19 protein-coding genes and 4 pseudogenes are annotated in these 26,327 nt (G+C 67.8%); 7 read left to right on the plus strand and 16 right to left on the minus strand.

Translation table 11 applies throughout. From position 1 onward, the window contains the following. The first annotated feature begins 332 nt into the window (after positions 1-332). Positions 333-1,325, plus strand: a complete 993-nt coding sequence (locus ACIBLC_RS25525) for an aldo/keto reductase (protein WP_399213504.1) — start codon at positions 333-335, stop codon at positions 1,323-1,325. Positions 1,326-1,525: 200 nt separating this feature from the next. On the opposite strand, the gene thpR is transcribed toward ACIBLC_RS25525, so the two are convergent. The 3 genes from thpR to ACIBLC_RS25540 form a co-directional block, all read right to left on the minus strand. Then, on the minus strand, positions 1,526-2,089 hold the full coding sequence (thpR, locus tag ACIBLC_RS25530) for an RNA 2',3'-cyclic phosphodiesterase (protein ID WP_399213505.1): 564 nt from the start codon (positions 2,087-2,089) through the stop codon (positions 1,526-1,528). A 34-nt stretch (positions 2,090-2,123) separates the two neighbouring features. Further along, entirely contained in the window at positions 2,124-3,398 is a 1,275-nt protein-coding gene (locus ACIBLC_RS25535) for an MFS transporter (protein ID WP_399213689.1), read from the minus strand. A gap of 117 nt (positions 3,399-3,515) precedes the next feature. Next, on the minus strand, positions 3,516-3,953 hold the full coding sequence (locus tag ACIBLC_RS25540; RefSeq protein WP_399213506.1) for a MarR family winged helix-turn-helix transcriptional regulator: 438 nt from the start codon (positions 3,951-3,953) through the stop codon (positions 3,516-3,518). 144 nt (positions 3,954-4,097) lie between these two features. Here ACIBLC_RS25540 and ACIBLC_RS25545 point away from each other — a divergent pair, with 144 nt between their 5' ends. Then, on the plus strand, positions 4,098-4,280 hold the full coding sequence (locus tag ACIBLC_RS25545) for a hypothetical protein (protein ID WP_055616674.1): 183 nt from the start codon (positions 4,098-4,100) through the stop codon (positions 4,278-4,280). A gap of 89 nt (positions 4,281-4,369) precedes the next feature. Here the strand turns inward: ACIBLC_RS25545 and ACIBLC_RS25550 are convergent, their stop codons facing one another. Continuing rightward, positions 4,370-5,821: an NCS2 family permease gene (locus ACIBLC_RS25550; protein ID WP_399213507.1), complete on the minus strand. Its 1,452-nt coding sequence runs from the start codon at positions 5,819-5,821 to the stop codon at positions 4,370-4,372. Between the two features lie 278 nt (positions 5,822-6,099). Here ACIBLC_RS25550 and ACIBLC_RS25555 point away from each other — a divergent pair, with 278 nt between their 5' ends. Further along, on the plus strand, positions 6,100-6,390 hold the full coding sequence (locus ACIBLC_RS25555) for a DUF2530 domain-containing protein (RefSeq protein WP_399213508.1): 291 nt from the start codon (positions 6,100-6,102) through the stop codon (positions 6,388-6,390). Positions 6,391-6,578: 188 nt separating this feature from the next. After that, positions 6,579-8,975: an HAD-IC family P-type ATPase gene (locus ACIBLC_RS25560; protein ID WP_399213509.1), complete on the plus strand. Its 2,397-nt coding sequence runs from the start codon at positions 6,579-6,581 to the stop codon at positions 8,973-8,975. A 12-nt stretch (positions 8,976-8,987) separates the two neighbouring features. On the opposite strand, the gene ACIBLC_RS25565 is transcribed toward ACIBLC_RS25560, so the two are convergent. The 3 genes from ACIBLC_RS25565 to ACIBLC_RS25575 all read right to left on the minus strand — a co-directional run bounded on the left by ACIBLC_RS25565 (position 8,988) and on the right by ACIBLC_RS25575 (position 14,442). Beyond that, the gene (locus ACIBLC_RS25565) at positions 8,988-9,932 is read right to left on the minus strand and encodes a hypothetical protein (protein WP_399213510.1); all 945 of its coding nucleotides are present in this window, start codon (positions 9,930-9,932) and stop codon (positions 8,988-8,990) included. A 293-nt stretch (positions 9,933-10,225) separates the two neighbouring features. Further along, positions 10,226-11,065 (minus strand): calcium-binding protein, encoded by an 840-nt coding sequence (locus ACIBLC_RS25570; protein WP_399213511.1) that lies wholly within the window; start codon positions 11,063-11,065, stop codon positions 10,226-10,228. A gap of 170 nt (positions 11,066-11,235) precedes the next feature. Then, on the minus strand, positions 11,236-14,442 hold the full coding sequence (locus tag ACIBLC_RS25575; protein ID WP_399213512.1) for a sacsin N-terminal ATP-binding-like domain-containing protein: 3,207 nt from the start codon (positions 14,440-14,442) through the stop codon (positions 11,236-11,238). Between the two features lie 460 nt (positions 14,443-14,902). Here ACIBLC_RS25575 and ACIBLC_RS25580 point away from each other — a divergent pair. After that, positions 14,903-16,132 (plus strand): annotated as a pseudogene (locus tag ACIBLC_RS25580) (IS110 family transposase). Between the two features lie 54 nt (positions 16,133-16,186). Next, positions 16,187-16,441, plus strand: coding sequence for a hypothetical protein (locus tag ACIBLC_RS25585; protein WP_399213513.1), 255 nt, complete (start codon positions 16,187-16,189; stop codon positions 16,439-16,441). A 654-nt stretch (positions 16,442-17,095) separates the two neighbouring features. On the opposite strand, the gene ACIBLC_RS25590 is transcribed toward ACIBLC_RS25585, so the two are convergent. The 9 genes and pseudogenes from ACIBLC_RS25590 to ACIBLC_RS25630 form a co-directional block, all read right to left on the minus strand. Further along, complete coding sequence (locus ACIBLC_RS25590; RefSeq protein WP_399213514.1) at positions 17,096-18,367, minus strand: NucA/NucB deoxyribonuclease domain-containing protein; 1,272 nt, start codon at positions 18,365-18,367, stop codon at positions 17,096-17,098. Between the two features lie 382 nt (positions 18,368-18,749). Further along, a pseudogene (locus ACIBLC_RS25595) lies at positions 18,750-19,028 on the minus strand (transposase); the annotation flags it as partial. A 27-nt stretch (positions 19,029-19,055) separates the two neighbouring features. Beyond that, a pseudogene (locus tag ACIBLC_RS25600) lies at positions 19,056-19,518 on the minus strand (transposase); the annotation flags it as partial. 73 nt (positions 19,519-19,591) lie between these two features. Next, positions 19,592-21,373 (minus strand): group II intron reverse transcriptase/maturase, encoded by a 1,782-nt coding sequence (gene ltrA / locus ACIBLC_RS25605; RefSeq protein WP_399213515.1) that lies wholly within the window; start codon positions 21,371-21,373, stop codon positions 19,592-19,594. A 646-nt stretch (positions 21,374-22,019) separates the two neighbouring features. After that, positions 22,020-22,715, minus strand: a complete 696-nt coding sequence (locus tag ACIBLC_RS25610; protein ID WP_399213690.1) for a transposase — start codon at positions 22,713-22,715, stop codon at positions 22,020-22,022. Between the two features lie 293 nt (positions 22,716-23,008). Continuing rightward, a pseudogene (locus ACIBLC_RS25615) lies at positions 23,009-23,497 on the minus strand (sacsin N-terminal ATP-binding-like domain-containing protein); the annotation flags it as partial. 94 nt (positions 23,498-23,591) lie between these two features. Continuing rightward, complete coding sequence (locus ACIBLC_RS25620; RefSeq protein ID WP_399213516.1) at positions 23,592-24,302, minus strand: PH domain-containing protein; 711 nt, start codon at positions 24,300-24,302, stop codon at positions 23,592-23,594. A 100-nt stretch (positions 24,303-24,402) separates the two neighbouring features. Next, the gene (locus tag ACIBLC_RS25625) at positions 24,403-24,687 is read right to left on the minus strand and encodes a DUF397 domain-containing protein (protein WP_399213517.1); all 285 of its coding nucleotides are present in this window, start codon (positions 24,685-24,687) and stop codon (positions 24,403-24,405) included. Next, complete coding sequence (locus ACIBLC_RS25630) at positions 24,684-25,559, minus strand: helix-turn-helix domain-containing protein (protein WP_399213518.1); 876 nt, start codon at positions 25,557-25,559, stop codon at positions 24,684-24,686. Before ACIBLC_RS25630 ends, ACIBLC_RS25625 begins: the two co-directional genes overlap by 4 nt. 154 nt (positions 25,560-25,713) lie before the next feature. Here ACIBLC_RS25630 and ACIBLC_RS25635 point away from each other — a divergent pair, with 154 nt between their 5' ends. Beyond that, positions 25,714-26,247, plus strand: a complete 534-nt coding sequence (locus tag ACIBLC_RS25635) for an ATP-binding protein (RefSeq protein WP_399213519.1) — start codon at positions 25,714-25,716, stop codon at positions 26,245-26,247. The last annotated feature ends 80 nt before the right edge of the window (positions 26,248-26,327 follow it).

The following is a 26,327-nucleotide window of genomic DNA, read 5'->3' on the forward strand; positions in this document are numbered from 1 at the left end:
TAGACACACGACGCCCGCAATGCAATCCGGAACGGGTACACCGACAGTGCACGACCCGGCTCCGGAACAAGCCCCAACGGTAACAGTCCGCGGGCAGCGCTTCGGCCGGAAATTCGGCAGCCCCGTTGTGGCAATTCTCCCCTTGACCATCCCCAGGAGTTTGTGAGCACAGAACCCAACACCCGCCCCCGAACCCCGAATTCGTGTCCACACTTCTCTCGGAAAAGCAAATTCCGGACCCGCGGAATCAGGAAGCCGGACCACCCGCGAGACCCGGCCGGCACACGGCTGCCCTTGCCTAGAGCGCACTCCACGTCGTTGGCTTAGCAGTCATGAAGTACACGCAGCTCGGACGCACGGGACTCAAGGTCAGCCGGCTCGTCCTCGGCACCATGAACTTCGGTCCGCAGACCAACGAGCCCGACAGCCACGCCATCATGGACGCGGCGCTGGACGCGGGAATCAACTACTTCGACACGGCGAACGTGTACGGCTGGGGCGAGAACAAGGGCCGTACCGAAGAGATCATCGGGACCTGGTTCGCCGAGGGGGGCGAGCGGCGCGACAAGACCGTGCTCGCCACCAAGATGTACGGGAACATGGGCACCGAGGGCGACCCCTGGCCCAACCACGACAAGCTCTCCGCGCTCAACATCCGGCGGGCGGTGGACGCCAGCCTGAAGCGGCTCCAGACCGACTACATCGACATCTACCAGTTCCACCACGTCGACCGCGCCACTCCCTTCGAGGAGATCTGGCAGGCGATCGACGTCCTGGTGCAGCAGGGAAAGATCCTCTACGCGGGCTCGAGCAACTTCCCCGGATACAAGATCGCCCAGGCCAACGAGATCGCGGCGCGGCGCGGCAACACCATCGGGCTCGTCAGCGAGCAGTGCCTCTACAACCTCGCCGAACGCCGCGCGGAGATGGAGGTCATCCCGGCCGCGCAGGAGTACGGCCTCGGGGTCATCCCCTGGTCGCCGCTCCAGGGCGGACTGCTCGGCGGGGTCATCAAGAAGGAGATCCAGGGCGGACGCAGGGCGAGCGGCCGGGCCGCGGACACCCTGGCCGACCCCACCTCACGGGCGCAGATCCAGGCGTACGAGGACCTGCTGGAGAAGCACGGGATCGAACCCGGTGAGGCCGCCCTGGCATGGCTGCTGACCCGGCCCGGTGTCACGGGTCCCATCGTCGGCCCGCGCACCGCCGAACAGCTCACGTCCGCGCTGCGCGCCGTCGAGCTGGAACTGAGCGGAGAACTGCTGTCCTCGCTCGACGAGATCTTCCCCGGTCCCGGGCCCTCTCCGGAGGCGTTCGCCTGGTGAACCGGCCCCGTTGAGGGCGACGCGCGGGAGGCGGCGGCGGGCTACTGGCCGACCGCCGCCGCCAGCGCCACCACGACGAACATCAGCACGAGCACTCCGGCCATGATCCGGTTACGAGTCTTCGGGTTCACGTGGTCGAGGTTAACGGGCCGCGGCCCGCCCCCTTCAGGCGCCTGTCCGAAGCACCCGCGGACCAGCGGCTACGGTCCCAGCGGCCAACGTCGCACCGTCTCGTAGCGGGGCCGCTCCCCCGGCACCCCCGACCTCGGCAGCTCGCTGCGTACGAGGCACAGCTCGCGCACCGTCCACGCGCGCCCGGCGAAGGCGTCCAGGGCGCTGACGTACGCCTCGAAGCCGGTGTCGGAGCGGCTGCGGGCCAGCGTGAGGTGGGGCCGGTAGCGGCGGTGGTCCGGCAGGGGGACGCCCGCCTTCCGGGCCGCCGCCTCGGCGCGGTCGGCGAGCAGGCGCAGGGTGCGGATCTCGCCCGACACGCCCGCCCACAGCGCCCGGCCGCCGAAGTGGCCTCCGCCGCGCAGGGCGAGAGGGAAGGCGGGAGTGCGGTGGGCCGCGCGCGCGAGGCGTTCCGAGAGGCCGGGCAGGACGTCCTCGTCGACCTCTCCGTAGAACGCGAGCGTGCAGTGCCAGCCGGGGCGGCCCGTCCAGCGCAGCGCGTCCGCGCCCGGCAGCCGGTGCAACTCACCGACCGCCGAGCCGAGTTCGTCCGCCACGTCCCCCGGTGGCAGCACGGCAGCGAAGAGTCTCATGGCCTCACCCTTCCAGGCGGGAGACCGGCCCGCGTCAGACCGTCGCCGCCAGCGGCTCCCGCTGCTCCTTCGGTACGAAGCGGGCGTGGGGATGGCCGCCGTTCCAGCCGAGGGAGAGGCGCAGGCCGCCGAGGCGGACCAGGAACAGGCCGATGGTGACCGCGGAGAGCGTGGATATCAGGCCGCCGAGGGCGAAGCCGACCCGCGGGCCGTAGGCGTCGGTGACCCAGCCGACGAGGGGTGCCCCCAGCGGCGTACCGCCCATGAAGACCATCATGAACAGGGCCATGACGCGGCCGCGCATGGCGGGGTCGGTGGCCATCTGGACCGAGGTGTTCGCGGTGACGTTGACCGTCAGGCCGAAGACGCCGATCGGGACCATGAGGAGGGCGAAGAGCCAGAGCGTGGGGGCCGCGGCCGCCACCACTTCCAGGACGCCGAAGGCCACCGCCGCGGCGATCAGGACACGCAGGCGGGCCGTGCCGCGCCGGGCGGCGAGCAGCGCGCCGGCCACCGAGCCGACCGCCATCAGGGTGTTGAAGAGGCTGTACGCGCCGGCGCCCGCGTGGAAGATGTCGTCCGCGTAGGCCGAGAGCCAGACCGGGAAGTTGAAGCCGAAGGTGCCGATGAAGCCGACGAGGACGATCGGCCAGAGCAGTTCGGGGCGGCTCGCGACGTAGTGGAGGCCTTCGCGGAGCTGGCCCTTGGCACGCGGGGCGCGCTTGACGAGGTGCAGCTCGCGGGTGCGCATCAGCAGCAGGCCCACGGCGGGGGCCACGAACGAGAGGCCGTTGAAGAGGAACGCCCAGCCCGTGCCCACGCCGGTGATCAGCACGCCCGCGACGGCGGGGCCGACCAGGCGGGCGGACTGGAAGTTGGCGGAGTTCAGACTGACCGCGTTCTGCAGCTGGTCGGGGCCGACCATCTCGGAGACGAAGGACTGGCGGGCCGGGTTGTCGACGACCGTGACGAGGCCGACGACGAACGCGGCCAGGTAGACGTGCCAGACCTGGACGTGGCCGGAGAGGGTGAGGAAGGCGAGCGCGAGGCCGGTGACGCCCATGGCCGCCTGGGTGGCCAGCAGGGTCGGGCGCTTGCGCAGGCGGTCGACGAGGACACCGCCGTACAGCCCGAAGAGCAGCATCGGCAGGAACTGGAGCGCGGTGGTGATACCGACCGCGGTGGAGGAGCCGGTCAGGCTCAGCACCAGCCAGTCCTGGGCGATGCGCTGCATCCAGGTGCCGGTGTTGGAGACGACCTGGCCCATGAAGAACAGGCGGTAGTTCCGGACCTTCAGCGAGCTGAACATCGACGAGCGGGTGCGTGGGGTGGGCGGGGAGTCGTGGGTGGCCGGTGCGGGGGCGGAGTCTGCTCCGGGTCCCGAACTCAACAGGGCTCGCCTCCTGGGCGTAGGAAAACTTCTCGGTCAGATCTGGGCGAGCTTCTCCAGGACGGGAGCGGCCGCGCGGAGCTTGGCCCACTCGTCCTCGTCGAGGACCTCGGCGAGTCCGGCCAGCCACGCGTTCCGCTTGCGGCGGGCCTCTTCGAGAATGGCCTCGGCCTTGTCGGTCTGCGTGACGACCTTCTGCCGCCGGTCCTCGGGGTGCGGCTCCAGCCTGACCAGTCCCTTGGCTTCGAGCAGGGCGACGATGCGGGTCATCGAGGGGGGCTGCACGTGCTCTTTGCGGGCGAGTTCGCCAGGCGTGGCGTTGCCACAGCGGGCGAGGGTGCCGAGCACCGAGATCTCGGTGGGGCTCAGCGACTCGTCGACCCGTTGGTGCTTGAGCCGACGCGACAACCGCATGACTGCGGAGCGGAGGGAGTTCACGGCGGCAGCGTCGTCGCCATGGGTGAGGTCAGACATGTTCCTTAGCCTAACTCATTACCCTCGCTAAAGACCACCTGGGTGCCCGCGAAACCGCAAACTGAATCTTTACGTCACTCATATGAGTGAGCCGGATCCGGAAAGTGACCCCCCACCCGGCGGGGTGACGTCACCCTCGACCCCATGGGGACCAGCGTGCTCAGCCTGCGGATAGACGGGGAGCTGCTCGACCGGCTCCGACACCACGCCGCCAAACGCGGAATGAGCGTCCAGGACTATGTGGTCCGGACGCTCGTTCGCGACGACTTCGACGAGCGGTTCCAGACCGCGGTCGAGGAGACGGAGAAGTTCTACGGGGTCACGTGAGCCGGCGGGCCACGTGGGACCCGGCGGCCTCCTGAGCCGGCGGGCCTCATGAGCTGCGGGCCCGGCCGGCCCCGTACGGCCGCCCGCGGCTACGTCAGACCAAGCGCCGGCATCAGGTAGTAGAAGCCGAACACCGCCGCCACCACGTACATCGGGACGGGGACATCACGGCCGCGCCCGGCCGCCAGCCGCAGCACCACGAAGGTGATGAAGCCCATGCCGATGCCGTTCGTGATCGAGTACGTGAACGGCATCATCAGCATCGTCACGAAGGCCGGGATGGCGATCGTGTAGTCCGCCCAGTCGATGTCCTTGATCGAGTGGGACAGGATCAGGAAGCCGACCGCGAGCAGCGCGGGTGTGGCCGCCTGGGACGGGACCATCGTGGCGACGGGGGTCAGGAACAGCGCGACGGCGAAGAGCGCGCCGGTGACGACGTTCGCGAAGCCGGTGCGGGCGCCCTCGCCGACGCCCGCCGTGGACTCCACGAAGCAGGTGGTGGCCGAGGAGGAGGTGGCGCCGCCCGCGGCGACCGCGATGCCGTCGACGAAGAGGACCTTGTTGATGCCGGGCATGTTGCCCTGGGCGTCGGTCAGCTTGGCCTCGTCGCTGACGCCCATGATCGTGCCCATCGCGTCGAAGAAGCACGACAGCAGCACGGTGAAGACGAAGAGGACGCCGGTCAGCACGCCGACCTTGCCGAAGCCGCCGAAGAGGCTGACCTTGCCGACGAGCCCGAAGTCCGGGGTGGCGACCGGGTTGCCGGGCCACTCCGGGGTGGTCAGACCCCAGGAGGGGATCTTGGCCACGGCGTTGATGATCAACGCGAGGACGGTCATCGTGACGATCGAGATGAGGATCGCGCCGGACACCTTCCGCACCATCAGCGCCAGCGTGAGCAGGGTGCCGAGGACGAAGATCAGGACGGGCCAGCCGTTGAGGTGACCGTCGCCGCCGAGCTGGAGCGGAACGGTGGTCTGCGCGATGTCCGGGATGCGGGAGACGAAGCCGGAGTCGACCAGGCCGATCAGCATGATGAACAGGCCGATACCGATCGAGATGGCCTTGCGCAGGCCCAGCGGTACGGCGTTCATGACGCGCTCACGCAGACCGGTGGCGACCAGGAGCATCACGACGAGGCCCGCGAGGACCACCATGCCCATGGCGTCCGGCCAGGACATGCGCGGGGCGAGCTGGAGCGCGACGACGGTGTTCACACCGAGTCCGGCGGCCAGCGCGATCGGCACGTTGCCGATGACACCCATCAGGAGCGTGGTCAGCGCCGCGGTCAGCGCGGTCGCGGTGACCAGCTGGCCGTTGTCGAGCTGGTGCCCGTACATGTCCTTCGCGCTGCCCAGGATGATCGGGTTCAGCACGATGATGTAGGCCATCGCGAAGAAGGTGGCGAACCCGCCGCGGACCTCGCGGGACAGCGTGCTGCCGCGCTCGGAGATCCTGAAATAGCGGTCCAGGGCGCCCTGCGCGGGCCGGGGCTCCGGCTGCTCCGGGTCGGTCGCCTTGGTGAGGGCCGAGGTGGACATGCGTGACCTCATACGTGCGGGGGCCCTGCGGGCCGGTGGGCGCCGGGCGGGACGGCGCCGGGCTGGGAACTTGATCGAGTCTGGCTGCCGTGTGATCACCGACGGGTTTCCTGGATGTTTCCATTGGTGTTTCGTACGAACAGAAAGAGCCAGACTCAGGCGGTTTCAGTATGAACATATGAGTCATAAATCGCCATCTCCGCGCGTAGACCCTTGGTATACAAGGCCGGACACCGACCTGCGCGGAGTCCCGGACCGGGTGCTCGTAAGCTGTCCCCATGGCGAAGTGGACCCCCAAGCACGAGGCGCCGGAGCCCCTGGAGGGGCCCGTCGTCGCCACAGTCACCGGTGGCACGATCCTCTGGTTCGTCCTCTTCCTGGCGCAGCTGCCGTTCTACGGCTGGTTCGACGACCACGGGCACACCTGGTGGGTGTGGTCGTGCCTGGTCGGCACAAGCCTCGGCCTGATCGGCATCTGGTACGCACGGGGCTGGGAGGCTGCCATCAAGCGGGACGCGGAACTCGCGACGCCCACCGACCCTCCCGCCGCCGGCTCTCCCGCGGAGTAAGCGGCCTGCTCTCCCGCGGAGTAAGCCGCCTGTCTCGCCCGCGGAGTAGGCACCCCGGCTCCCCCGCGGAGTAAGCCAGCCCCCGCCTACAACCACGGCACCGTTGACCGCCGCCCCCGTCCTCCCCTGGTCGGATCTTTGCGGCACTCAGCGGGTGAAGCCGTATATCCGCACGTACCGTCGAACGCATGACGCACATCGACGCGGGCGCCGAACTCGATCCCGTTCACCCCGTGCCCATACCCGCATCCGGGCGGGCGCGGGGGCTGACCGCCGCCGAGGTGGCCCAGCGGGTGGCGCGCGGCGAGGTGAACGACGTACCCGTCCGCAGCAGCCGCTCCGTGCGGGAGATCGTCCGCGCCAACGTCTTCACCCGGTTCAACGCGATCATCGGCGTGCTCTGGCTGATCATGCTGTTCGTGGCGCCCTTCCAGGACAGCCTGTTCGGGTACGTGATCATCGCCAACACCGGGATCGGCATCTTCCAGGAGTGGCGGGCCAAGAAGACCCTGGACTCGCTCGCGGTGATCGGCGAGGCGAAACCGACCGTCCGCAGGGACGGGGTCGCCGCCGAGGTCAGCACGTCGGAGATCGTGCTCGGGGACCTGATCGAGATCGGGCCCGGGGACAAGATCGTCGTCGACGGCGCGTGTGTGGAGGCCGACGGCCTGGAGATCGACGAGTCGCTGCTCACCGGCGAGGCCGACCCGGTGGTCAAGCAGCCCGGCGACGAGGTGATGTCGGGCAGTTTCGTGGTCGCGGGCGGGGGCGCCTTCACGGCGACGAAGGTGGGCCGGGAGGCGTACGCGGTGCAGCTCGCCGAGGAGGCGTCACGGTTCACGCTCGTCCACTCCGAGCTGCGTACGGGTATCTCCACGATCCTCAAGTACGTGACGTGGATGATGATCCCGAGCGCCATCGGCCTGGTCATCACCCAACTGGTCGTCAAGGAGAACGACTTCAAGGACTCCGTCGCCCGCACGGTGGGCGGGATCGTGCCGATGGTCCCGGAGGGCCTGGTGCTCCTCACCTCCGTCGCCTTCGCGATCGGGGTCATCCGGCTTGCCCGGAAACAGTGCCTGGTGCAGGAGTTGCCCGCGATCGAGGGGCTCGCCCGCGTCGACACCGTCTGCCTCGACAAGACGGGCACGCTCACCGAGGGCGGCATGGACGTCACCGAGGTCCGCCCGCTGGGCGGCGACGAGAGTTACGTACGCAAGGTCCTCGGGGCGCTCGGCGAGTCGGACCCGCGGCCGAACGCGTCCCTCCAGGCGATCATCGACGCCTACCCGGACGGCGAGGGCTGGCGCTGCACCGAGTCGCTGCCCTTCTCCTCGGCGCGCAAGTACAGCGGGGCGTCGTTCAGTGAGGGGAACGGCGAGTCGAGCACCTGGCTCCTCGGCGCCCCGGACGTGCTGCTCGCCGACGGGGACCCGGCGCTCGCCGAGACCGAGCGGCTGAACGAGGCGGGGCTGCGGGTGCTGCTGCTGTCCCGGGCCACCAAGGACCTCGACGATCCCGGCGTCAAGGAGGGGGCGAAGCCCACCGCGCTCGTCGTCCTGGAGCAGCGGCTGCGCCCGGACGCGGCGGACACCCTGCGGTACTTCGAGGAGCAGGACGTCAGGGCCAAGGTCATCTCCGGCGACAACGCGGTGTCGGTGGGCGCGGTGGCCGGGAAGCTCGGGCTCAGCGGCACGGTCGTGGACGCGCGCCAACTACCCGCCGAGCAGGCGGAGATGGCGAAGTCACTGGACGAGGGCACGGTGTTCGGGCGGGTCACCCCGCAGCAGAAGCGGGACATGGTGGGCGCGTTGCAGTCGAACGGGCACACCGTGGCGATGACCGGCGACGGCGTGAACGACGTACTGGCCCTGAAGGACGCCGACATCGGGGTCAGCATGGGCTCGGGCTCGGAGGCGACCCGGGCCGTGGCGCAGATCGTGCTGCTCAACAACAGCTTCGCGACGCTGCCTTCGGTGGTCGCGGAGGGCCGCAGGGTCATCGGGAACATCACCCGGGTCGCGACCCTGTTCCTGGTGAAGACGGTCTACTCGGTGCTGCTGGCCATCCTGGTGGTGTGCTGGCAGGTCGAATACCCCTTCCTGCCGCGCCATCTGACCCTGCTGTCCACGCTGACGATCGGCGTCCCGGCGTTCTTCCTCGCCCTTGCCCCCAACACGGAGCGGGCGAGGCCCCACTTCGTACGGCGGGTGATGCGGTACTCGATCCCCGGGGGCGTGATCGCGGCGGTGGCGACCTTCGTCACCTACCTGATCGCCCGTCACCACTACACCGGGACAGACGCGTTGGGCGCGGAGACGAGCGCCGCGACGCTCACGCTCTTCCTGGTCTCGATGTGGGTGCTGGCGATCATCGCCCGGCCCTACACGTGGTGGCGGATCGCCCTGGTCGCGACCATGGGCGCGGGGTTCCTGCTGGTGCTCGTCGTGCCGTGGCTCCAGGACTTCTTCGCCCTGAAGCTGGTCGGCGTGACGATGCCGTGGCTCGCGGTGGGTATCGCCGCGGTGGCGGCGGCCGCCCTGGAACTCGTGTGGAGGTGGGTCGACCGCCGCTTCACCGCGTAACCGCGGAGCTGGTTATCGCACGTCTACGTAGTCACCCGTGGCGGTGGAGGCCGCGGTGGACGCGATGCCCGCGAAGCTGTAGCGGTAGTAGCCGTCGACCGAGGCCTTGACCGTGGTCTTCAGCGCGCCGCCCGAGGTCGACTTGATGCCCTTGACGTTCGTGTACGTGGTGCTGCCGGCCTTGCGGAACTGCAGCGCCACCGACTGGCCGGTGAGACCCACGTACTTGTTCGTCTCCCAGTCGGCACGCGTCAGCTTGCCGGTGACCGTGATGGTCTTGCCCTTCGCCACCGGCTCGGGCGCCGCGTCGACGGTCAGCTTCGACAGCCGCTGGATCTTGGGGGAGGTGAAGCCGCCCTGGTCGGCGAGGCCGACCTTGGTGATGTCGAAGGCGTCGCTCTCCGGGTCCTGGCCGTTGTACGCGACGGCCAGACCGGCGGCGTTCCAGGTACCGGCGTCGGCGTTGATCAGGTAGCCCTCGTTGGCGTAGATGTCGATGTCGGCCGTGCAGGCGGCGACCGTCGACGTGGTGGGGACGCAGGTGCCGGCCTCGTCGCCGAACTGCTCGTTGTCCGCGCTGCCGAAGGTGCCCTTGTAGAGATACGGGCCGCTGAAGAAGTCGGCGGCCGTGATGTCGACGTCCTCCGGGTGCGTCAGCGTGTAGGTGACCGGAACGACGGTGTGGGTGGTGGCACCGACGACGATCGCCTTGCCCTTGTTCACCTTGATGCCGGAGAAGGTAACGTCGAGGTCGTACGGCTCGTCCACAGCAGCGGCGGAGGCGCGGAACGCGGAGTTGCCAGAAGAGGTGGCGGCCCGGGCGGCTTCCCGCACCTTGGCGACGTCCGCGCGGTAGGTGGAGGCGGAGCCGGCGTCGGCGGCGTGCGCGCCGGGTACGGCGAAGGCGGAAAGGGCCAGGGCGCCCGAAACGGCGGCCACAGTGGCTCTGATACGCATGCGATCCCCAAGTGGAGAAAGGGGCCCGGCGGTGGTGGTCCTCGCGGCTCGCTTCACACCTGGGGCCCAGCTGATGGTGGAGTCTGTTGACTCGCATGGTGAGATGCGCGAGAAGGTGCGATTGGTTGTACGGAAGAGACGGAATTTGCCCACGCATGACGAATGGCCCCCGAGGTAAACCCGGGGGCCATTCGCAAAGCACTTCTACTTCACGCCCGACCACTTCACGCCCGACTGCTTCAAGTCAGGCTGTTTCAGGCTCGACACTTCATGTCCGACAACTTCGAGTCCGACTAGTTGACGTCGATGTAGTCACCCGTGGCGCTGACAGCCGCGGTGGACGCGATGCCCGCGTAGGTGTAGCGGTAGTAGCCGTCGACCGAGGCCTTGACCGTGGTCTTCAGCGCGCCGCCCGAGGTCGACTTGATGCCCTTGACGTTCGTGTACGTGCTGCTGCTCGCCTTGCGGAACTGAAGCACCACGGACTGGCCGCTCAGGCCCACGTTCTTGTTCGTGTCCCAGTCGGCACGCGTCAGCTTGCCGGTGACCGTGATGGTCTTGCCCTTCTTCACCGGCTCGGGCGCGGCGTTGACCGTGAGTTGCGAGGCACGCTGGATGCTGAAGCCCTTGACGTTGTCCTTCTGGACCAAGTCGGCGTCCTTGCCCTGGGCGAGCGCCCAGACCTTCCAGCCGCCGGCGAGCTTGTTCAGCAGCTGGGTCCGCGGGTCGATCGTGAAGGTCTGCTTGCAGGTGGAGGTCGTCGCGTTGACCGTCGTGCACACGGCCTCGTCCTCGTTCGGCTCCACGCCGCCGTCAATGCTGTCGAAGGTCGAACCGTGCCACAGGACCGCGGCACCCCACTCGATGCCCGAGTCGTCCTTGGCGGTGAAACTGACAGTGACGGTCTTCCTCGCTGTCGCGCCGACGACGACGGCCTTGCCGCCGTTCACCACCACGTTCGAGATCGTGGTGTCGCCATCGACGTAGTCGGTCGCACCGACCGCCCCGTTGGGCTCGATGCTCTTCACGAAGGCGGAGACGGGGTTGCTGCTGTCCGCCTGGGCCGCCGGAACGGCGAGGGCGGACAGGGCCAGTGCGCCGGTGACGACGGCGACAGAGGCACGAATGCGCATGTGTGTTCCCCACGTTGAAGAAAGGGCGCGCGGTGCTGCGGCTTCCGCCGCGCCCGATCGGTTCTGCGAAGTCTGGATGACTCCATAGAACAGACGTGGGACATGAGTGAATGGTTGTGCGACTTGGTGAAAATTGTTCGAGTACGCGTTTCGCTCGCGCACCACGACTCTCAGTCGAACCAGCGGTCCCGGGCCAGTTCCGGTGTTCGTGACGGGTCCTCCAGGAGGGCCGCGACCTCGAAGCGGCGGGGCCACTGGGCGGCCGTCCAGGCGAGGGCGGCGGCGACGCCCTCCAGGGTGGCGGCGTGCAGCACCCCGTCGCGGGTGCGGCGCCAGTCCAACTCGACGCCGTCGACGACGAGTTCCTCGTGCTCGACGTACGTCGAAGGGGTGGCGGAACCGAGCAGCACCCGCACCGACTCCGGCACCTCGTGCTCGACACCCTCGGAGTCGACCCCGCCCGTCACCGACTCGCTCAGCCGCCGCACCTGGAACAGCTCGGCGAGTTCGGCGGCCCGCGCCGGCCGTACGGGGAGCAGCGGCACGCCGCTCGTGAAGGGCAGCAGGTCGGGTGAGTCGACGACCACGGCGTCGGCCGCGTCCACGACGGTGACCTGACCGTCGACCACCGCCCGCAGCTCGTCCGGCAGGGTCACCTGCTCGGGGTCGAGGTCGGCCAAGGCGCTGTAGAGGGAGTGCAGTTGGGTGCCGGACACCTCTCGGTCGGGGTCGGCGAGACGGTCCAGGAGCTCGGCCGCGCCGCCGGGCTCGTCGAGGAGGGCGGCCAGCGAGGTCCGTACGCCCAGCGCCCGCAGTACCTGGTCGTCCTCGAAGCCGCTCGCGTCGGCGGCGTCGTAGAGACCGTGCAGCAGCGGGTCACCACCGGTGGACCGCAGCCCGGCCGGGCGCCGCCCGTCGAGGACGGGGTGCCCGCGCAACCACCAGGCGGTGTACGACCGTACGGTCTCGTGCGTGCCGTCCGGCAGCAGCAGCCGCACCGGCTGGGTGAGCGCGTCCCGCAGCGGCGGCCGGGACAGCAGGGCGAGCGCCTGCGGCCAGCGGTCGTCGTCCACGAGATCCAGGTCCCGTACGGCGACGATCTCGGTGGCGACGGGCGGCACAGGCGTGTCGGGCAGCCGGTCGAGGACGTCCTCGCACCACACGTCCACGGCGTCGAGGAGGCCCGCGTCATCGGGCTCCGCGAAGTCGGAGTCGCGCGGCTCCAGTTCGTCCGGGTCCAGGACGACATCCGTTGCGCGTACGAGGGTGAAGTTCGCGAGGACTCCACAGGCGGCCAGCGGCTGCTCGCCCCAGCGTTCGGCCAGTTCGGCGTCGACGAAGGCGAGTGCGTCCTCGCGCATGACCTGGGCGAACGGGCTGCCGGGCAGGACGAGTTCACCCGCGGGCAGCAGTTCGCCCTCCTCGTCGGGGAGGGCGAGAGCGCCGAGCCAGGGTTCGTCGCCGGGCTCGAGACCGGCGGCGCGGACGAGCGCGAGGACGGTGTCGGCCAACTCCTCGGCGTCCGGGGCGTCGTCGTCCCAGCCGCCGCCCTCGTCGTCGAGCGAGGCCGCGACGGCGGCACGCACCTGCGGGGTGGTGAGGACCGCGCGGGGGGTGGCCGGGAGGGCGCCGAGCTTCTCCAGAAGGGGGTGGGCGGCGTCCGGGTGGGCGACCTTGAGGCCGAGACGGGCCAGGGTCTCGGGGGCGGCGGCGGTCTCGGCGTCGTCGGGCAGGGGCAGCAGGACCTGCCGGGGGCCGATGGTCGTACGCCCTCCCCCAGAGCCGAAAGCCTGGGCGGTGCCCCCAGCAAGAGGGACGGGCAGCCCGGAGAGCCGGTCGGGGTCCATGCCGGCGAGGCTGTCGTACAGCCGCCACCACCAGCCCGGGTCCTTATCAAGGCCGGCCAGCCGGTCCACGGCCTCGGTGAGCGGAACCCTGGCGACGCCCAACGTCCGCAGCTCCGCCCGGCGTTCGAGCCCGGCGGGCAGCAGGCTGGGCAGCACCTCGGCGAGCACGCGGACGGTGTCGGCACCGGCGCCCTCCACGACCTCGGCGTCACGAGGACGCAGAGCGACCGGGTTCTCCGCGATGCCGGTGCCGATCCCGGTGTCGGGCCAGTCGACGGGGGTCTCCGGGACGGCGGTGTCCGGCGGGGCCGCGGGCGGCAGGAACGCGGTGCGCGGCAGCCGCTCCAGGATCGCCTGCCGCAGGGAGCCGTCCAGTTCGCCCTTGCCGAGCGGACCGGGCACCAGGTCGATGATCCCCGTGCCCACCGGGCTCCAGGCGGCGAGCAGTTCGGCGTACGCGTCCGCCGCGCGCTCCACGATGAAGTCGGTGAGGGGGCCGGGGGCGGCGTGGCGGCGGGTGGGGTCGAGCGGGAGGGAGGCGATCAACAGCGCAGGTACGCCCAGGGGTTCGTCGCTCGGCGTGGGCGCGTGCACGACGGGGCTGGTGCGGGGGCGGGCCGGGGCGCCGTCGGCGTCCACGGGGACGGCCCAGGTCACCGACCAGTGCGGGCGCAGCCGTTCCTCCACCGGGCGGTCGGCGAGCAGGCCGGGTTCGAGGGAGCCGTGGCGGGAGACGGTGCGCCAGCGGGTGGTGCCGTCGCGGGAGTCCTCGATGACGGTGCCGTGCTCGTCGGGGCGGCGGCGCAGGGTGCGCGCGTCGCCGTCGCCGGTCTCGACGACGACCTCTTCGAGGCCGGGCAGCGCGAGGAGCAGCGCGTCGTCGATGTTCTGGAGGAGGCGTTCGGCGAGGTCCTGCGCGGCGGGGTCCCGCAGGGGCAGGATCACGGCGGTGTCGTAGCCGTCCGGGGCGGTGCCCTCGGCGGCGAACGGCAGCCTGAGCAGGGGCACATGGCCGTCGCGGCGGCGGATCTCCTCGCCCAGGCCGGAGCTGTGACCGGCGGTCTCGGAGGCCAGGTCGCGGGCCTCGGCGAGGGACCAGCGGACGCCCCCGTGCCGGCCCACCACGGCGGGCTCGTCGGTCACCGCGAGGACCGCGGCGAAGCCGACGCCGAAGCGGCCGACCGCCGTGTCGTCGGCGTCCCGCTTCGCGGAGGCGCGGAGCGTGGAGAGCGACTCGACGCCCGTCGCGTCGAGGGGGGCGCCGGTGTTGGCCGCGACGAGCACGCCGTCGCGGAGGGTGAGCCGGAGGCGGCCGGGGACCTGGGTCCTGGCCGCGGCGTCGGCGGCGTTCTGGGCGAGTTCGACGACCAGGCGGTCGCGGTATCCGCCGAGTGCGAGGTCCTCCTCAGCGTTGGCGTCCTCGCGGAACCGGGCCGGGCTTGTCGCCCAGGCGTCCTGTACTCCGCGTCGCAGGCGCGCCGTCGCGAACGGGTCCGCGCCCTCTGCTGCCGGCCGCACGAACTTGCTCACGGTGGTCACTCTCCTCTTGCGGTACCGCGACTGCCCGGTGGGGTCGACCGTCGCCGCATGAAGGTACCGCGCGGGGGGCGGGGGGCTCCGTCGTGGGCTGTCTTGGCCCGGCACCCAGCGCTGGTGCCGGGGGGAGGAAGGGGTTCTTCGCCCCCGCCGCCCCTACCCGTCCCTTGTTCGTGGGGCTCCGCCCCGTTCATTCATTTTTCTAAGTGCGGGTTAGTGCGGGTTAGTAATCCGAGCGCCTGACGGCGCCACCCTGAGCTGGTGAAAATCGGTGGGTGGCCGCCCGGCGACGTCGAGCCGCAATGGCGTGATCCGAGCCCGAGGGTTAGTAGGACGCTGGGGTTCCTTCGACAGGCACCCGGAAGTGTTGCTCCGAGCACGCGTATTAGAGTCTTCCCCCTGCCGGACCCCTGCCGGGCGGTCGCGGCCGTCGGACGAAAGGGCTGCCGGGGCGATGGACCTACTGCACGAACGATGTGCGGGAATCGATATCAGCAAGGCGGACGTGAAAGTCACGGTCCGCACGCCGGGTGCTGGTAAACGGCGCCGCAAGGAGACCCCGTACCTTCTCCACGATGACCCGGGACCTGCTGATGATGCGGGACTTGCTGTTGTCCGAAGGTGTCACTCTGGTCGGCATGGAGGCCACCGGTATCTACTGGAAGCCGGTGTTCTATCTGCTGGAGCACGACATCGAGTGCTGGCTGCTCAACACCCGGCAAATGAAGGCCGTGCCGGGCCGCAAGACCGACGTGAAGGACGCCGAGTTGATTGAACACGGCCTGGTCTGCCCCTCGTTGTTCGTGCCGCCGGAGCCGATCCGGCAGCTGCGGGACCTGACCCGCTACCACACTGAGGTGGTCCGTGAACGCACCCGGGAGGCCCAGTGGCTGGAGAAGCTCCTGGAAGACGCCGAGATCAAGCTGTCCAGCGTGGTCTCCGACATCCTCGGGGTGTCCGGCCGGGCCATGCTGGAGGCCTGATCTCCGGTCAGGGTGACCCTCAGGTCCTGGCGGAGATGGCCAGGAGCAGTATGCGCGGCAAACGCTCCGTCCTGGTGGAGGCGCTGACCGGCCGGTTCGGCGATCATCACGCCTTCTTGGCCCGCGCCATGCTGGACCGGGTCGATGCCTGCACCGAAACCGGGGCCCGCCCGACCGAACGGATCGATCTCCAGGTGGTGCCTTTTCGCCGCCACCTCCAACTCCTGGTCACCATCCCGGGAGTGAGCCCACGCGCCGCACCGGTCATCCTCGCCGAGACCGGTGGGGACATGGCCCGGTTCGCCAGCGCGGGCCGCCTGGCCTCCTGGGCCGGGGTCTGTCCCGGCAACCACGAGTCGGCCGGCAAGCAGCCCACCGGCAAGACCCGTCACGGCAACCCCTGGCTGAAGGCGGTACTGGGCCAGACTGCGGTCTCCGCCGCCCGGACCAAGGACACCTACCTCGCCGCCCGCTACCGACGGGTCGCCGCCCGCCGCGGCAAGAAACGCGCCCTGGTCGCCCTGGAGCACTCCGTCCTGATCGCCATGTGGCACATGCTCATCCACGACGTCGAATACGCCGACCTCGGCGGTCAGTACTTCCTCGAACGAACCGGCCGGGCCCGGCAGACCCGACGCTTGGTGAGCCAGCTCAACCAACTCGGCTACCAAGTCACCCTCCAGACAGCTGAGGCCGCATGAACTGCGGAAACGGATGAGGCAGGGGATTTTCGTATTAGCGGGCATGTTGTCGGTATGCCCTTCATCGACAGCGCAAACGCCACCCTGACCGCCGCATCCGTGGGCCGAGACGTCCTCACCGGACGTGAGTACCTGCGGGTCTCGCAGGACTGCTCCGGGCGGCAGCACTCCATCTCGGAGCAGCACGGCGAAAACAAGAGAACGACTGCAGAGCACGGCATCACCCTGGGTGAGCCGTACTCCGACAACGACAAGAGCGCTGCGGTCCCCATCGGACACTCCGCCAGGGGTCATGTCCCGCCCCTGTGAGAAGTCTTGGTGAGTTGCGCTGGCAGCCGAGAGCAACCTGCACTGCCACGAGTGACAAGCCCGGTGTGGGAGCGGACTCCTGATTAAAGGGTGATGAAGGTAGCCCCGATTGCGGAGCCGTCCTAGTAGGCTCCCGGACGACTGGCACCCTGAAAGGGAGACAATGAGCGATCTGCTGAGGGCCGCCCAACAGGTAGTGATTGTTGAGCGTCGACAATTCGCCTTGTGTGATGGGTCGGCACCGTACGAGAGCCACGTGTGGCAGCTCCCTGACAGAGATCCGGATGGTGGCGTATCCGTTAACAGAGACGGTGTCATGGTCGCCAGTACCATCCCGATGCACGACGCAGAAGTGCAGGTTGAGTTGTGGAGCGGAGAGCCGCCCGAGGTAGGCGAGCAGCCAATCGGTGAGGTCGCGATATGGCTTCCGTCAGGAAGCCTGACGGCTTGGGCTGTACCGCACGGACCGGCAGGGGACCCGATCGAGCTGCAGGGTGCCGGGGAGTACGGGATTCGCGTTTTTCGCAGAGGCGGCGGATACGATGCACTCACTCACCAACAGCAGGGCTGTTTTACTGGTCTTGAGTCCTACCTTGTGCAAACGTGGCGTCACCCCCAACCTTAATCAGGGTTGGGGGCGACAGAGCTGGAACGTTACTTCACGGACACATAAAACTTGTCTTTGTGCAGGATTCGATCGGCGATGTACCAGTTATTGAGGTCGGTGCCAGCGTACCCATTCTGCGCGCCGTCCACGTAGCGGACTGAGAAGTTCTCGTCACCCTTCCCGGCGCCTTCCCAGGTAGATGCGAAGGGGTATTCATCGCACTCTTCACCCGTATTGTGGGTGAGACCGAAGCAGGCCGTTGTGACCGCTCTGCGGTTGCTGGCGTAGCGAGCAGTTGCCTCTACATCCCATGACGACATCAAGCGGGTCAGAGTTACTCCGGAGCTTGGGGAGCCAGGGATCGCCTTTGTACTACCGTCCGGCTTCGGAGGATATGTGGAGTTGGGGTTTGTCTGTGCGTCCCGAACGTGTTGCGCAACGGCGCCATTCCGTGTGGACGTGACGCTGTACTCCTGCATGGTGGGAACTACGCGGTCAAATATACCCGCGCCATTTGAGCCGAGATAGCTAGCGGAATCCATGCGGACTCCCTGCTCCGCATAAGTGGTCCACACCGGCACGTCGCTGCGCACCGACAGCGCAATGGGGCATCTGGAAACCGCATCTCGACTATATCCATCTCCTGCAGCCGATGTAATGACGAATGCTGCCGTGCTCCCCGCCTGCCATTCAGCTCGGCTCTGCGGACTACTTCCATCGACGTTGCAAGCCTTATTGCTACCGTCTGTTCCATTATACCCAGAGGTGGTCCAGGTTTCTTGCAAGGATGCGCTCATTTTTACATCTCCCGAGTCAACGAAGTTGTCTCGTCCGGATGTCAGGAGAATGGTCCGCTGCCCCTTCGTTCCGTTTCCAGCAACGGTGCAACGCATTGTTGTGAAACCTTTAATGGTACCCGTCTCGGTGACAGTGTAGAGTACGCAGGTTTTGGAGAAGCACCAATTGTAATGATCTATTACGACCCCGCCCGGCATTGGCGTCCCATTGGGGAACTGCGCGTTGCAGCTTGCTACCGTTGCCTGGCTGGCAGCGACCAACGACACCTTGCTAGGCGCCGAGGGCTGAGGGTAGACCGTGTTGTTGCGGAGGGCTGTCGCATCACCGTGCTCGGCGAGAGTGTCTGGCACTGTCGGGACAGAGGAATTCGCTGCGAACGTGGCGGGCAACTGGGACCCGATCGAGAGCATTGGATGGTCCGCGTCTACGAACCCGCCATCTACTGAGACTAACTGATCCTGGGCTGCCAGCGGCCGCGCAGTGGCTGGTGAGCTACTAAATCCCAGCATAACCACGAGCATCGCACCGATGGCAGCGATGAGTCTGGAGCGCAAAGCGCCTTCCCCTCTACGTGATTGTCAGTGACCTGTCAGATCGCCTGCGTAACCGTACCTCGCCCAGGTAAGTTATCGATTTGATTTTGCAGATTGGCGAAATATGACCACTGGAGCCAGCCATTCCCCTTTTTCCAGGATGTACTGCCGCAGCTGTGCCCAAGGAGGGAACGGTTAGCCTCGATCGTTCATGAGTCATCGTCGGTGTGCTGACGGGGACTCTGTGTTTGCGAGGTGCGGTCTTTCGCGGCTGGGGCAGGTTGACGGCCCGGTCGTCGCGTCGGGTGGGCGCCGGGTTCCACTTTCCCGGTGTGGTGTTGCGGATCGTTGGGACAGTCGGTGTGTCTGGTCAGCCGGGGCTCGGCAAGGCATTGAGCCGGTCGATTGCCCGGGTGATCTGGTCGGTCCAGGGCCATCGCGTGGTGAAGCGGAGCCAGCGGCGGCCGGTGGTGATCAGTTGGGCGGCGGCGGGGAACAGCCGTAGGCGGAGCTTCTTGGGTTCCCAGCGGCGGGTATCGCAGGTCAGGGCGAGCATCGACATCCAGGCGAGGAGGTCGAGTGCGAGGGAGATGATCTCCAGCCAGATCCGGTTCTGCGCGGTGTCGTGCAGGGGCAGACATCCGATGCCGTCGATCTGTCAAGCGGCAGTGGCAAGTTATCGTTCCGCTGATGCGGGGAAGGCAGTCGCTTCGTCGTAGCGGATGCGTTTGGTGAGGCAGTGGTGGAGGCAGCCGATCATGCGGTTGAAGAGGTTGCGCTGGGCGGCAGTGTGGCGGTCTCCGTCGTTGCGTCGCCGGTCGTAGTGGGCCTTTGGCGCCGGGTGAAGCGGTTACGGCGGAGAAGGCCCATACGTAGCCGACCGAGGCCAGGCGCTGGTTCTTGACCCGGCGAGCCATGACCGCGACGCTCTTGCCGGACGCTCGGGCGACCGGGGCGGCCCCGGCATAGGCTTTTAGGGCCTTGGCGTCGGTGAAGCGGGGTCGGTCGTCGCCGATTTCGGCAAGTACCCGGGCGCCGGTGAGTGCGCCGAGCCCTGGAAAGCTGGTGATGATCTCGGCGTCAGGGTGCTTCTCAAAGGTCTCCACCGCAGCTTCGGCGAGTTCGTTCGCGCTGGTGCAGTCGGGTAGGTGCGGCGCATTACTGCGCCGCACCCCCCTCAGAACCGCCCGGGCGGCTTTCACCGCAAGCGGCTCAAGCAAGTCCTGCTGGCGTTACAGGTTGAGACACCGGGCTCTCTGCCGTTTCCCGCTTTTCTCGGGGAAGGCATGAGGCGTGAATGATGCGCCGATTTTCCAGCTCAACTCCTCGAACGGCGATCCGCTGGCTACGGATCCCAACCTTGACCGTCGTCAACCATTGTTCCCACTCCTCGGGGGACTGCGGCTGATGATAGGCGTGCAGGAGAAAGTCCCCGCATTCCAGACAACGGCCACTCTGCCGTCTGAGCAGAAGCATGCCGAGAGAATTCACCGGAGGCGGGGCTGTCCTGCGGCGACGGTCGGCCCAGTACTGGGCCAGGTTCGGATCATCCGGGGATGCCGTTCCCTTCACCATCACATGCCGCACGATCTTGGTCCAGGAGAACCTGGGTACGCAGTTGCCGGTTGCCCGACTACCGAACACCCATCGGTTGTTCCGTGACTGGTTGAACCTGCCGAAGTACTGGTCGACCGCCCAGCGTTTCGGCTTGTTCGGGTGGGAGCGGATTGCCCATTTGAACAACAGCTTCCACATGTAATCGTCCAGCTTGGAGAACTCCTTGCTGGACACGACGTGCCGCTGATAGTTAGCCCACCCCCGGATAACCGGGGCCAGGGTCGCTACCACCGATGCCGCGCTTCCGCCGTAGCGAGCACGGACTTCGGTTCGCATTCGTCGCCGGATTCGCATCACGGCTTCAGTGCTTGGTTTGATAAGCAGCTTGCCCCCGTAGCGGCGAATGTTGAAGCCGAGAAAGTCACACCCCTGATCGAGGTGCACAATCTGCGTCTTGTCTTCGTTGAAGACCAGACCACGAGGCTCCAGCCACTCGGAAAGCTGATGCTTGACCTCTTGCGCCTGCTCCCAGCTGTAACAAAGTACCAACTGATCGTCGGCGTATCTCACCAACACTGGGGAGCGTGGAACCGTCCCCCCGGCATTCCTGCCGGAGGTGTAGTACCGGACTCCCGCAGCCGTTTCCATACCGTGCAGGGCAATGTTCAGCAGCAACGGGCTGATGCCCCCGCCTTGGGGAGTTCCTTCCTCCGTAGGCGAGAACCTTCCCTTCTCTACCACACCGGCCTTCAGCCACTTGCGGATCATCCCCTTCCCAGGGAACGGTCCAAGCTGGCTGAGGAGGTAGTCGTGGTTGATTTGGTCGAATGCCGCCCTCAAGTCAGCGTCAAGCACCCACACACGCCCTGGGTTCTTCCCCCGGGCCACATTGAAGATAGCCGCGATCGCATCGTGACATCCTCGCCCGGGTCGGAATCCGTAGGACTTCGGCTCGAATCGTGCCTCCCACTGGGGTTCCAACGCGTTACGCACCCGGTTCTGCTGGACGCGGTCGGCGATGGTCGGAATCCCTAGCGGCCTGAGTTTTCCATTGCTCTTCGGGATATGCACCCGCCTCACTGGCCGGGCCTGCCACGGAGTTGTCGTTCGCTGGATTGCGTCCGCCAGCCCCGCTCTCGACGGGGAGTTCAGTACCGTCTTCCCGTCGACCCCGGCCGTCTTGCGGCCGGTGTTCTGCTCGGTTGCTCGCCGCACGCTTATCAGCGTGTTGGACCAGCTCCGAAGCATCAACCTTTGCAGACTGCGGACCTTCTTACGGTCTCCAGCCTTTTCCGCCGCGAAGATCCGTTGCCTCAACCGCTGTACGTCCCGATCGACTGCACGCCAGTTGACGGCGTCCCACACGAAAGGAGCATCTTCAGGTCCGTTCACCGCAGCAGGCTCCGGTCCGGCCGAGGCCGTTTCGTAGTCTTCCACCGTGTCCAACGTTCCTTTCCGTCCCAGCGTCTTGCATCGTTGATCTATCGCAGACTCACCAAGCCCACGTCAGCCCTCTTTCGAGTCGGGCACGATGCCCGTATCCGGCCGGTTGGCCGACGCGACCGCCGAGGGAAGCAGTCATGGCGCGTCGGTTTCCCGTCGCCTTTCGGCGCACCGGCGTTGGCTTCTTGGGCCCTCCTGTTCCCACCAGAGGATTCACCTTCCTCACGGTCGGCTTACCCGCCGCATTCGGCGTCGGGACTCTGATGGGGTTTCCGTGTTCCGCGTGATGGAGATTCGACCGGGTTGGGTGCTTCCTTTACGCCGGGATGGTGGTGTCCACGCGACCGGCACAGCCTCACCAGTCGCCACCTGCCGCTTCTCAACGGCCAATCCTGTACTTCGGTAACACAATCCATCTCCCGAAGGTGCTGATAACGACGCATACGGAAATTCACTGCACGTTCACCCGTCCGGTCTTCCCCAGCCGGTAACTCCTGGATGGCACAGGAATCCTTGGGCCTTTCCGCGGGCTTCACACCACCCGGTTACCCAGGTCGCATGCCGCGGTGGGGAGAGCGTCTGGACACTCGCCCGATCGCAACGTCGACCATCACCTCCTCCGATCCCTCGTCCGCTGCGATCACTCACATCGCGCGACCTCACGTCGCACGGCTGCCTCCAGCTTGCACAGCAGGGTCACCGTCTGAAGTCCTATCGCCTGTTCGACCAGCGGAAGTTGGTGCATCTGCGGGTGTTGCAAGGCGGCATGGAGCCGCTCGGTTTCGATCTCGATGTTGCGTTTGCGACCGGCCTTCTTGATCAGAGATCGCAGCCGGGCTCGGGGGAGAGCAGCCGCCTGGGCCGGAGCCGCGGCCAAAATGGCACGGGCGATCGGTGAGCACAGTCCATCCCGCAGCGGCTGGGTGGCGGTCAGGAAGGCTGGGAAGTACTCGCGCAGGTGGGAGCGGAGCTTGTTGTCGGCCTGTGTCCGGTCCCAGACGGCGTCTTGCTGAGCCCGGGCCAACACGGCGATGGACTGGACGAGTTCGGAGTCTTCCGGCAACGGGCGGTGGGCTGCAGCGTCCGTGCGCAGGATGTTCGCCAGGACCATCGCGTCGAGTTGGTCGGACTTTTTGCAGGTGACCGCGTGCCGTTCGCGATAGCGGGCGGCGGCCATCGGGTTGATCACGTAGGCGGGGCGCTTGGTTGCGCGGAGGCAGGCAACCAACAGGCCGCGGGAGGTCTCGATAGCCAGGGGGATCGGTGTGTCCTCGCTGTCACCCTGTTCGGTGAGCAGGTCGAGAAGCTGTTGCAGGCCCGTGAGGTCGTCGCTGATGCGGGCTTTGGCTAGTTAGATGAATGAGTCCAAGGGATGGCCTGCCGGTACGGGACGAGGGCGTCCAATGTCAGTGTGTGAAGACAGACCTGGACGCCCTAGCAACGGCACTCTATGCCCGTTGAACCGCCCCGGGTTTTCGGAGACTCTAGATTGTGGTTGTGACCTGGGTTTCTGGGTTGTCTGGTAGTGGCTGGCTTCGTATTCGGCGGGTGGGACGTGGCCTATCTCACCGTGCAGACGGCGGAAGTTTGTACCAGTCGATCCATTCGGTGGTGGCCAACTCGACCTCAGCCGGGGCTGTGGTGGCCGGTCTCCAAGGCCAGGTCGCGGGCCTCGGCGAGGGACCAGCGGACGCCCCCGTGCCGGCCCACCACGGCGGGTTCGTCGGTCACCGCGAGGACCGCGGCGAAGCCGACGCCGAAGCGGCCGACCGCCGTGTCGTCGGCGTCCCGCTTCGCGGAGGCGCGGAGCGTGGAGAGCGACTCGACGCCCGTCGCGTCGAGGGGGGCGCCGGTGTTGGCCGCGACGAGCACGCCGTCGCGGAGGGTGAGCCGGAGGCGGCCGGGGGCCTGGGTCCTGGCCGCGGCGTCGGCGGCGTTCTGAGCGAGTTCGACGACGAGGCGGTCGCGGTATCCGCCGAGTGCGAGGTCCTCCTCGGCGTTGGCGTCCTCGCGGAACCGGGCCGGGCTCGTCGCCCAGGCGTCCAGCACACCCCGCCTGAGACGGGCGGTCCCGAACGGGTCGGCACCCTCAGCTGCGGGCCGCACGAACTTGCTCACGTTGGTTCTCCTCATCGGCGTGACGATGAAGGTACCGCGAGGCGGCGCCGGAGGCCCTGCCAGCCCATGCCGAGGTCGAACCGCCCGGCGAGTGCTAGGCGCGACTCGGCGAACGCCGGGCGGCGAGGGTCTCGCCGAGGCGGTCCAGGAGGAGGAAGAAGACGGGGATGCAGAGGAGGGGGATGCCCAGGAGGAGCAGGAACGAGAGCGTGGGCCGGTCGGTGAAAATCATCCAGAAGTCGCGGACCAACAGGGCGACCACGACGACCACGCCGGCGCCGGACGCCCGCTGCCACGCCGTGCGCCGTCGCGCCTCTCGCCGGATGCGCTCCTCCACCTCGGGCCGCGTCTCCAGTGACGTGAGCCCGAGCCGTACGGCGGTGGCACACAGGTCTGCGGCCTCCGCGATCGGGTCGCCCAGCTGGAGCTCGTCGAAGTGGGGGAGGCGAACCCGGCGCCCGTCGGTGCCGTAGAGATACGCCGGCCAGCGGGGGCTGCCCCGCCTGCGGTCCTCGACCCGGATGCCGTAGATCTCGGTCCAGGCCCAGGTGCGGGTGCGCAACGGCCCTCGCACGGTGATCCCGTCGGCCGTGACGAACGTACGCGCCCGCCACTGCTCCAGGACCACCCGGACACCGAGGAACAGCCAGAGCGCCGGGACCATCACGTCCGAGGCCTTCAGTCCGGACAGCGTCGTCGCCTTCAGCACTCCGATGGCGACCATCACCGCCAGGCCCACCAGGCTGACGTACACCATCGGCACAACCCGCCGCCCGCGGTACTCCCGCTCGACCCCGTCGTTCATCACAACTCCCCCGCTTTCAAGGCCCCGCATGGCAGACGCATGAGGGCGGGGGGATGCTATATCCGGTCGCTGTGAACGCGTACGGGCCGAAGTACGCAGGTCAGACGCAGGAGCCCCGGGACGCGTACGGCACGAAGTCGGCCCAGGCCTCAGGGGTGAGGGCGAGTTGAGGGCCGGTGTTGGAGCACTTGGAGTCGCGGACGTGGATGGTGCGGGGGGTTGCCGCGATCTCGACACAGGAGTCGCCCTCGCTGCCACTGCTGTAGCTGCTCTTGAACCACGCCAGCGCGATCTCCACGCAGGAGTTGCCATCGGTGCCGCTGCTGTAACTGCTCTTGAACCAGGCCAGTTCGGAGGCGTCCCCGGCCGCGGTCTTGCGGATCATGTTTCTCCCAGCAGTTGCTCAATAAAGGCCAGCGACTCTCGGGGCGGGAGAGCCTGAGCGCGGATGGTGCCATACCGCAGTTCAAGAATCCGGAGCTGTTTCGGATCGGTGATCGGGCGGCCGTTGAAGGCACCATCCGAGCGCCCCACCACCGTGCCGTCCGGAAACTTCAGCAGCTCGATCTTGCCGTCCAGGCCTGGGTGGGCATCGCTGTTCGTCGGCATCACCTGCAGAGCGACGTTGCGCAGCTTCCCCACCTCCAGCAAGTGTTCGAGCTGCTGTCCCCACACCATTGTCCCCCCGACCGGTCGGCGCACCACCGCCTCTTCCAACACGAAGTGGAGGGACGGGGCTGGGTCACGGTCGAAGACCGACTGCCGGGCCAGACGCGCAGCCACCATACGCTCCACGTCGTCTTGGGAGTACGGCGGTTGCGCTGCCTCGAACAAGGCCCTCGCATGGCCTGACGTCTGCACCAAACCGTGGACGCTGTTGCACTCGTACACGCCGATCTCGACCGCCATGGCCTCCAACTTGCCCAGCTCGCGCACCCTCTTCGGATACCGAACCCTCTTAACGTCCACCCAGGTCGCCGAGATCAGCCCACCCGCCCCCAACACCTCGTCCGCCCTGTCCAGATACTCCTGCCGAGGGATCCGCTTGCCGCCCTCGATCTTGTAGACAAGGTCCTCGCCGTACCCGACCGACTCCCCGAACTCGGCGGCCCGCATCCCCACCGCCTCGCGCCGCAGCCTGAGCTGCCGCCCCACCGTGGCGATGACCGCGATTCCCCACTCGTCGTCGGGATCCACCTCCCAGCCCGGCTCATCCGCCTCGGTCCTGAGCCGACCCGCGCCTGCGTCCACCGACATCCCGCACCCCTCCGTCGTACGACCGTGCCGCGACGCCCCTACCCCCGCGCCCGCCCCCGACAGCCCGGACAGCACCGGACAAGCTCCGGACAGTCACCGTACGCAACGGTGTCGTCACTGTTCACGGTAGGCAGACGCGGCCACGCTGAGTGACGTGAATCAGGAAACCTCCACCCTCATCCGCAACTTCAGCGTGCCCCTGTCCGCCACGCCACGCGGCGCCCGGCTCGCCCGGCTGCTCGCCACGGAGCAAATGCGCGACTGGGGGATCCCGTTGGACCCGGCGGCGCACATCGTGGCGGAGCTGGCGGCGAACGCGGTCACGCACGGCCGGGTCCCGGGCCGGGACTTCCGGCTCACGCTCTACGTCGTCGGCGACACCCTCCGTATCGAGGTCACGGACACGAGAGGCGACCGTGATGCGCACGCTCAAAGCCCCGCCGCCGACGCGGAGTCGGGCCGAGGGCTGCTCATCGTGGACGCCCTCGCCGACCGCTGGGGCACGAACACGGGTCCGCATCCCCGCAAGACCGTATGGGCCGAAGTCACCCTCCCGTCACCGTCACCACCGAAGCTCAGCCCTCTGAGCTCCGGTGACGCGGGCGGTCTCTTCAAAGGACCGGGGAGAAAGAACCCTGACCAAGCCCCACCCCTCCCGCCCGCAGCGCAAACTCACTCGCGAGAGTGAACATCACCAACTCGGCTGGGTTCGGGCCCGGTTGCCTGCCCTACGCTCAGCGCGACAAGCACGGACAACCGCAGACATAC

Source organism: Streptomyces sp. NPDC050535 (assembly GCF_044457665.1).
Lineage (GTDB): Bacteria > Actinomycetota > Actinomycetes > Streptomycetales > Streptomycetaceae > Streptomyces.

Bases quoted from the DNA above. Each gene is read 5' to 3' on its own strand.
- ACIBLC_RS25590 (WP_399213514.1), bottom strand. From the start codon at position 18,367: ATGCTCGTGGTTATGCTGGGATTTAGTAGCTCACCAGCCACTGCGCGG.
- ACIBLC_RS25570 (WP_399213511.1), bottom strand. From the start codon at position 11,065: ATGCGCATTCGTGCCTCTGTCGCCGTCGTCACCGGCGCACTGGCCCTG.
- ACIBLC_RS25525 (WP_399213504.1), top strand. From the start codon at position 333: ATGAAGTACACGCAGCTCGGACGCACGGGACTCAAGGTCAGCCGGCTC.
- ACIBLC_RS25560 (WP_399213509.1), top strand. From the start codon at position 6,579: ATGACGCACATCGACGCGGGCGCCGAACTCGATCCCGTTCACCCCGTG.
- ACIBLC_RS25535 (WP_399213689.1), bottom strand. From the start codon at position 3,398: ATGTTCAGCTCGCTGAAGGTCCGGAACTACCGCCTGTTCTTCATGGGC.
- ACIBLC_RS25545 (WP_055616674.1), top strand. From the start codon at position 4,098: ATGGGGACCAGCGTGCTCAGCCTGCGGATAGACGGGGAGCTGCTCGAC.
- ACIBLC_RS25630 (WP_399213518.1), bottom strand. From the start codon at position 25,559: ATGTCGGTGGACGCAGGCGCGGGTCGGCTCAGGACCGAGGCGGATGAG.
- ACIBLC_RS25555 (WP_399213508.1), top strand. From the start codon at position 6,100: ATGGCGAAGTGGACCCCCAAGCACGAGGCGCCGGAGCCCCTGGAGGGG.
- thpR (WP_399213505.1), bottom strand. From the start codon at position 2,089: ATGAGACTCTTCGCTGCCGTGCTGCCACCGGGGGACGTGGCGGACGAA.
- ACIBLC_RS25540 (WP_399213506.1), bottom strand. From the start codon at position 3,953: ATGTCTGACCTCACCCATGGCGACGACGCTGCCGCCGTGAACTCCCTC.
- ACIBLC_RS25565 (WP_399213510.1), bottom strand. From the start codon at position 9,932: ATGCGTATCAGAGCCACTGTGGCCGCCGTTTCGGGCGCCCTGGCCCTT.
- ACIBLC_RS25625 (WP_399213517.1), bottom strand. From the start codon at position 24,687: ATGATCCGCAAGACCGCGGCCGGGGACGCCTCCGAACTGGCCTGGTTC.
- ACIBLC_RS25620 (WP_399213516.1), bottom strand. From the start codon at position 24,302: ATGAACGACGGGGTCGAGCGGGAGTACCGCGGGCGGCGGGTTGTGCCG.
- ACIBLC_RS25550 (WP_399213507.1), bottom strand. From the start codon at position 5,821: ATGTCCACCTCGGCCCTCACCAAGGCGACCGACCCGGAGCAGCCGGAG.
- ACIBLC_RS25585 (WP_399213513.1), top strand. From the start codon at position 16,187: ATGCCCTTCATCGACAGCGCAAACGCCACCCTGACCGCCGCATCCGTG.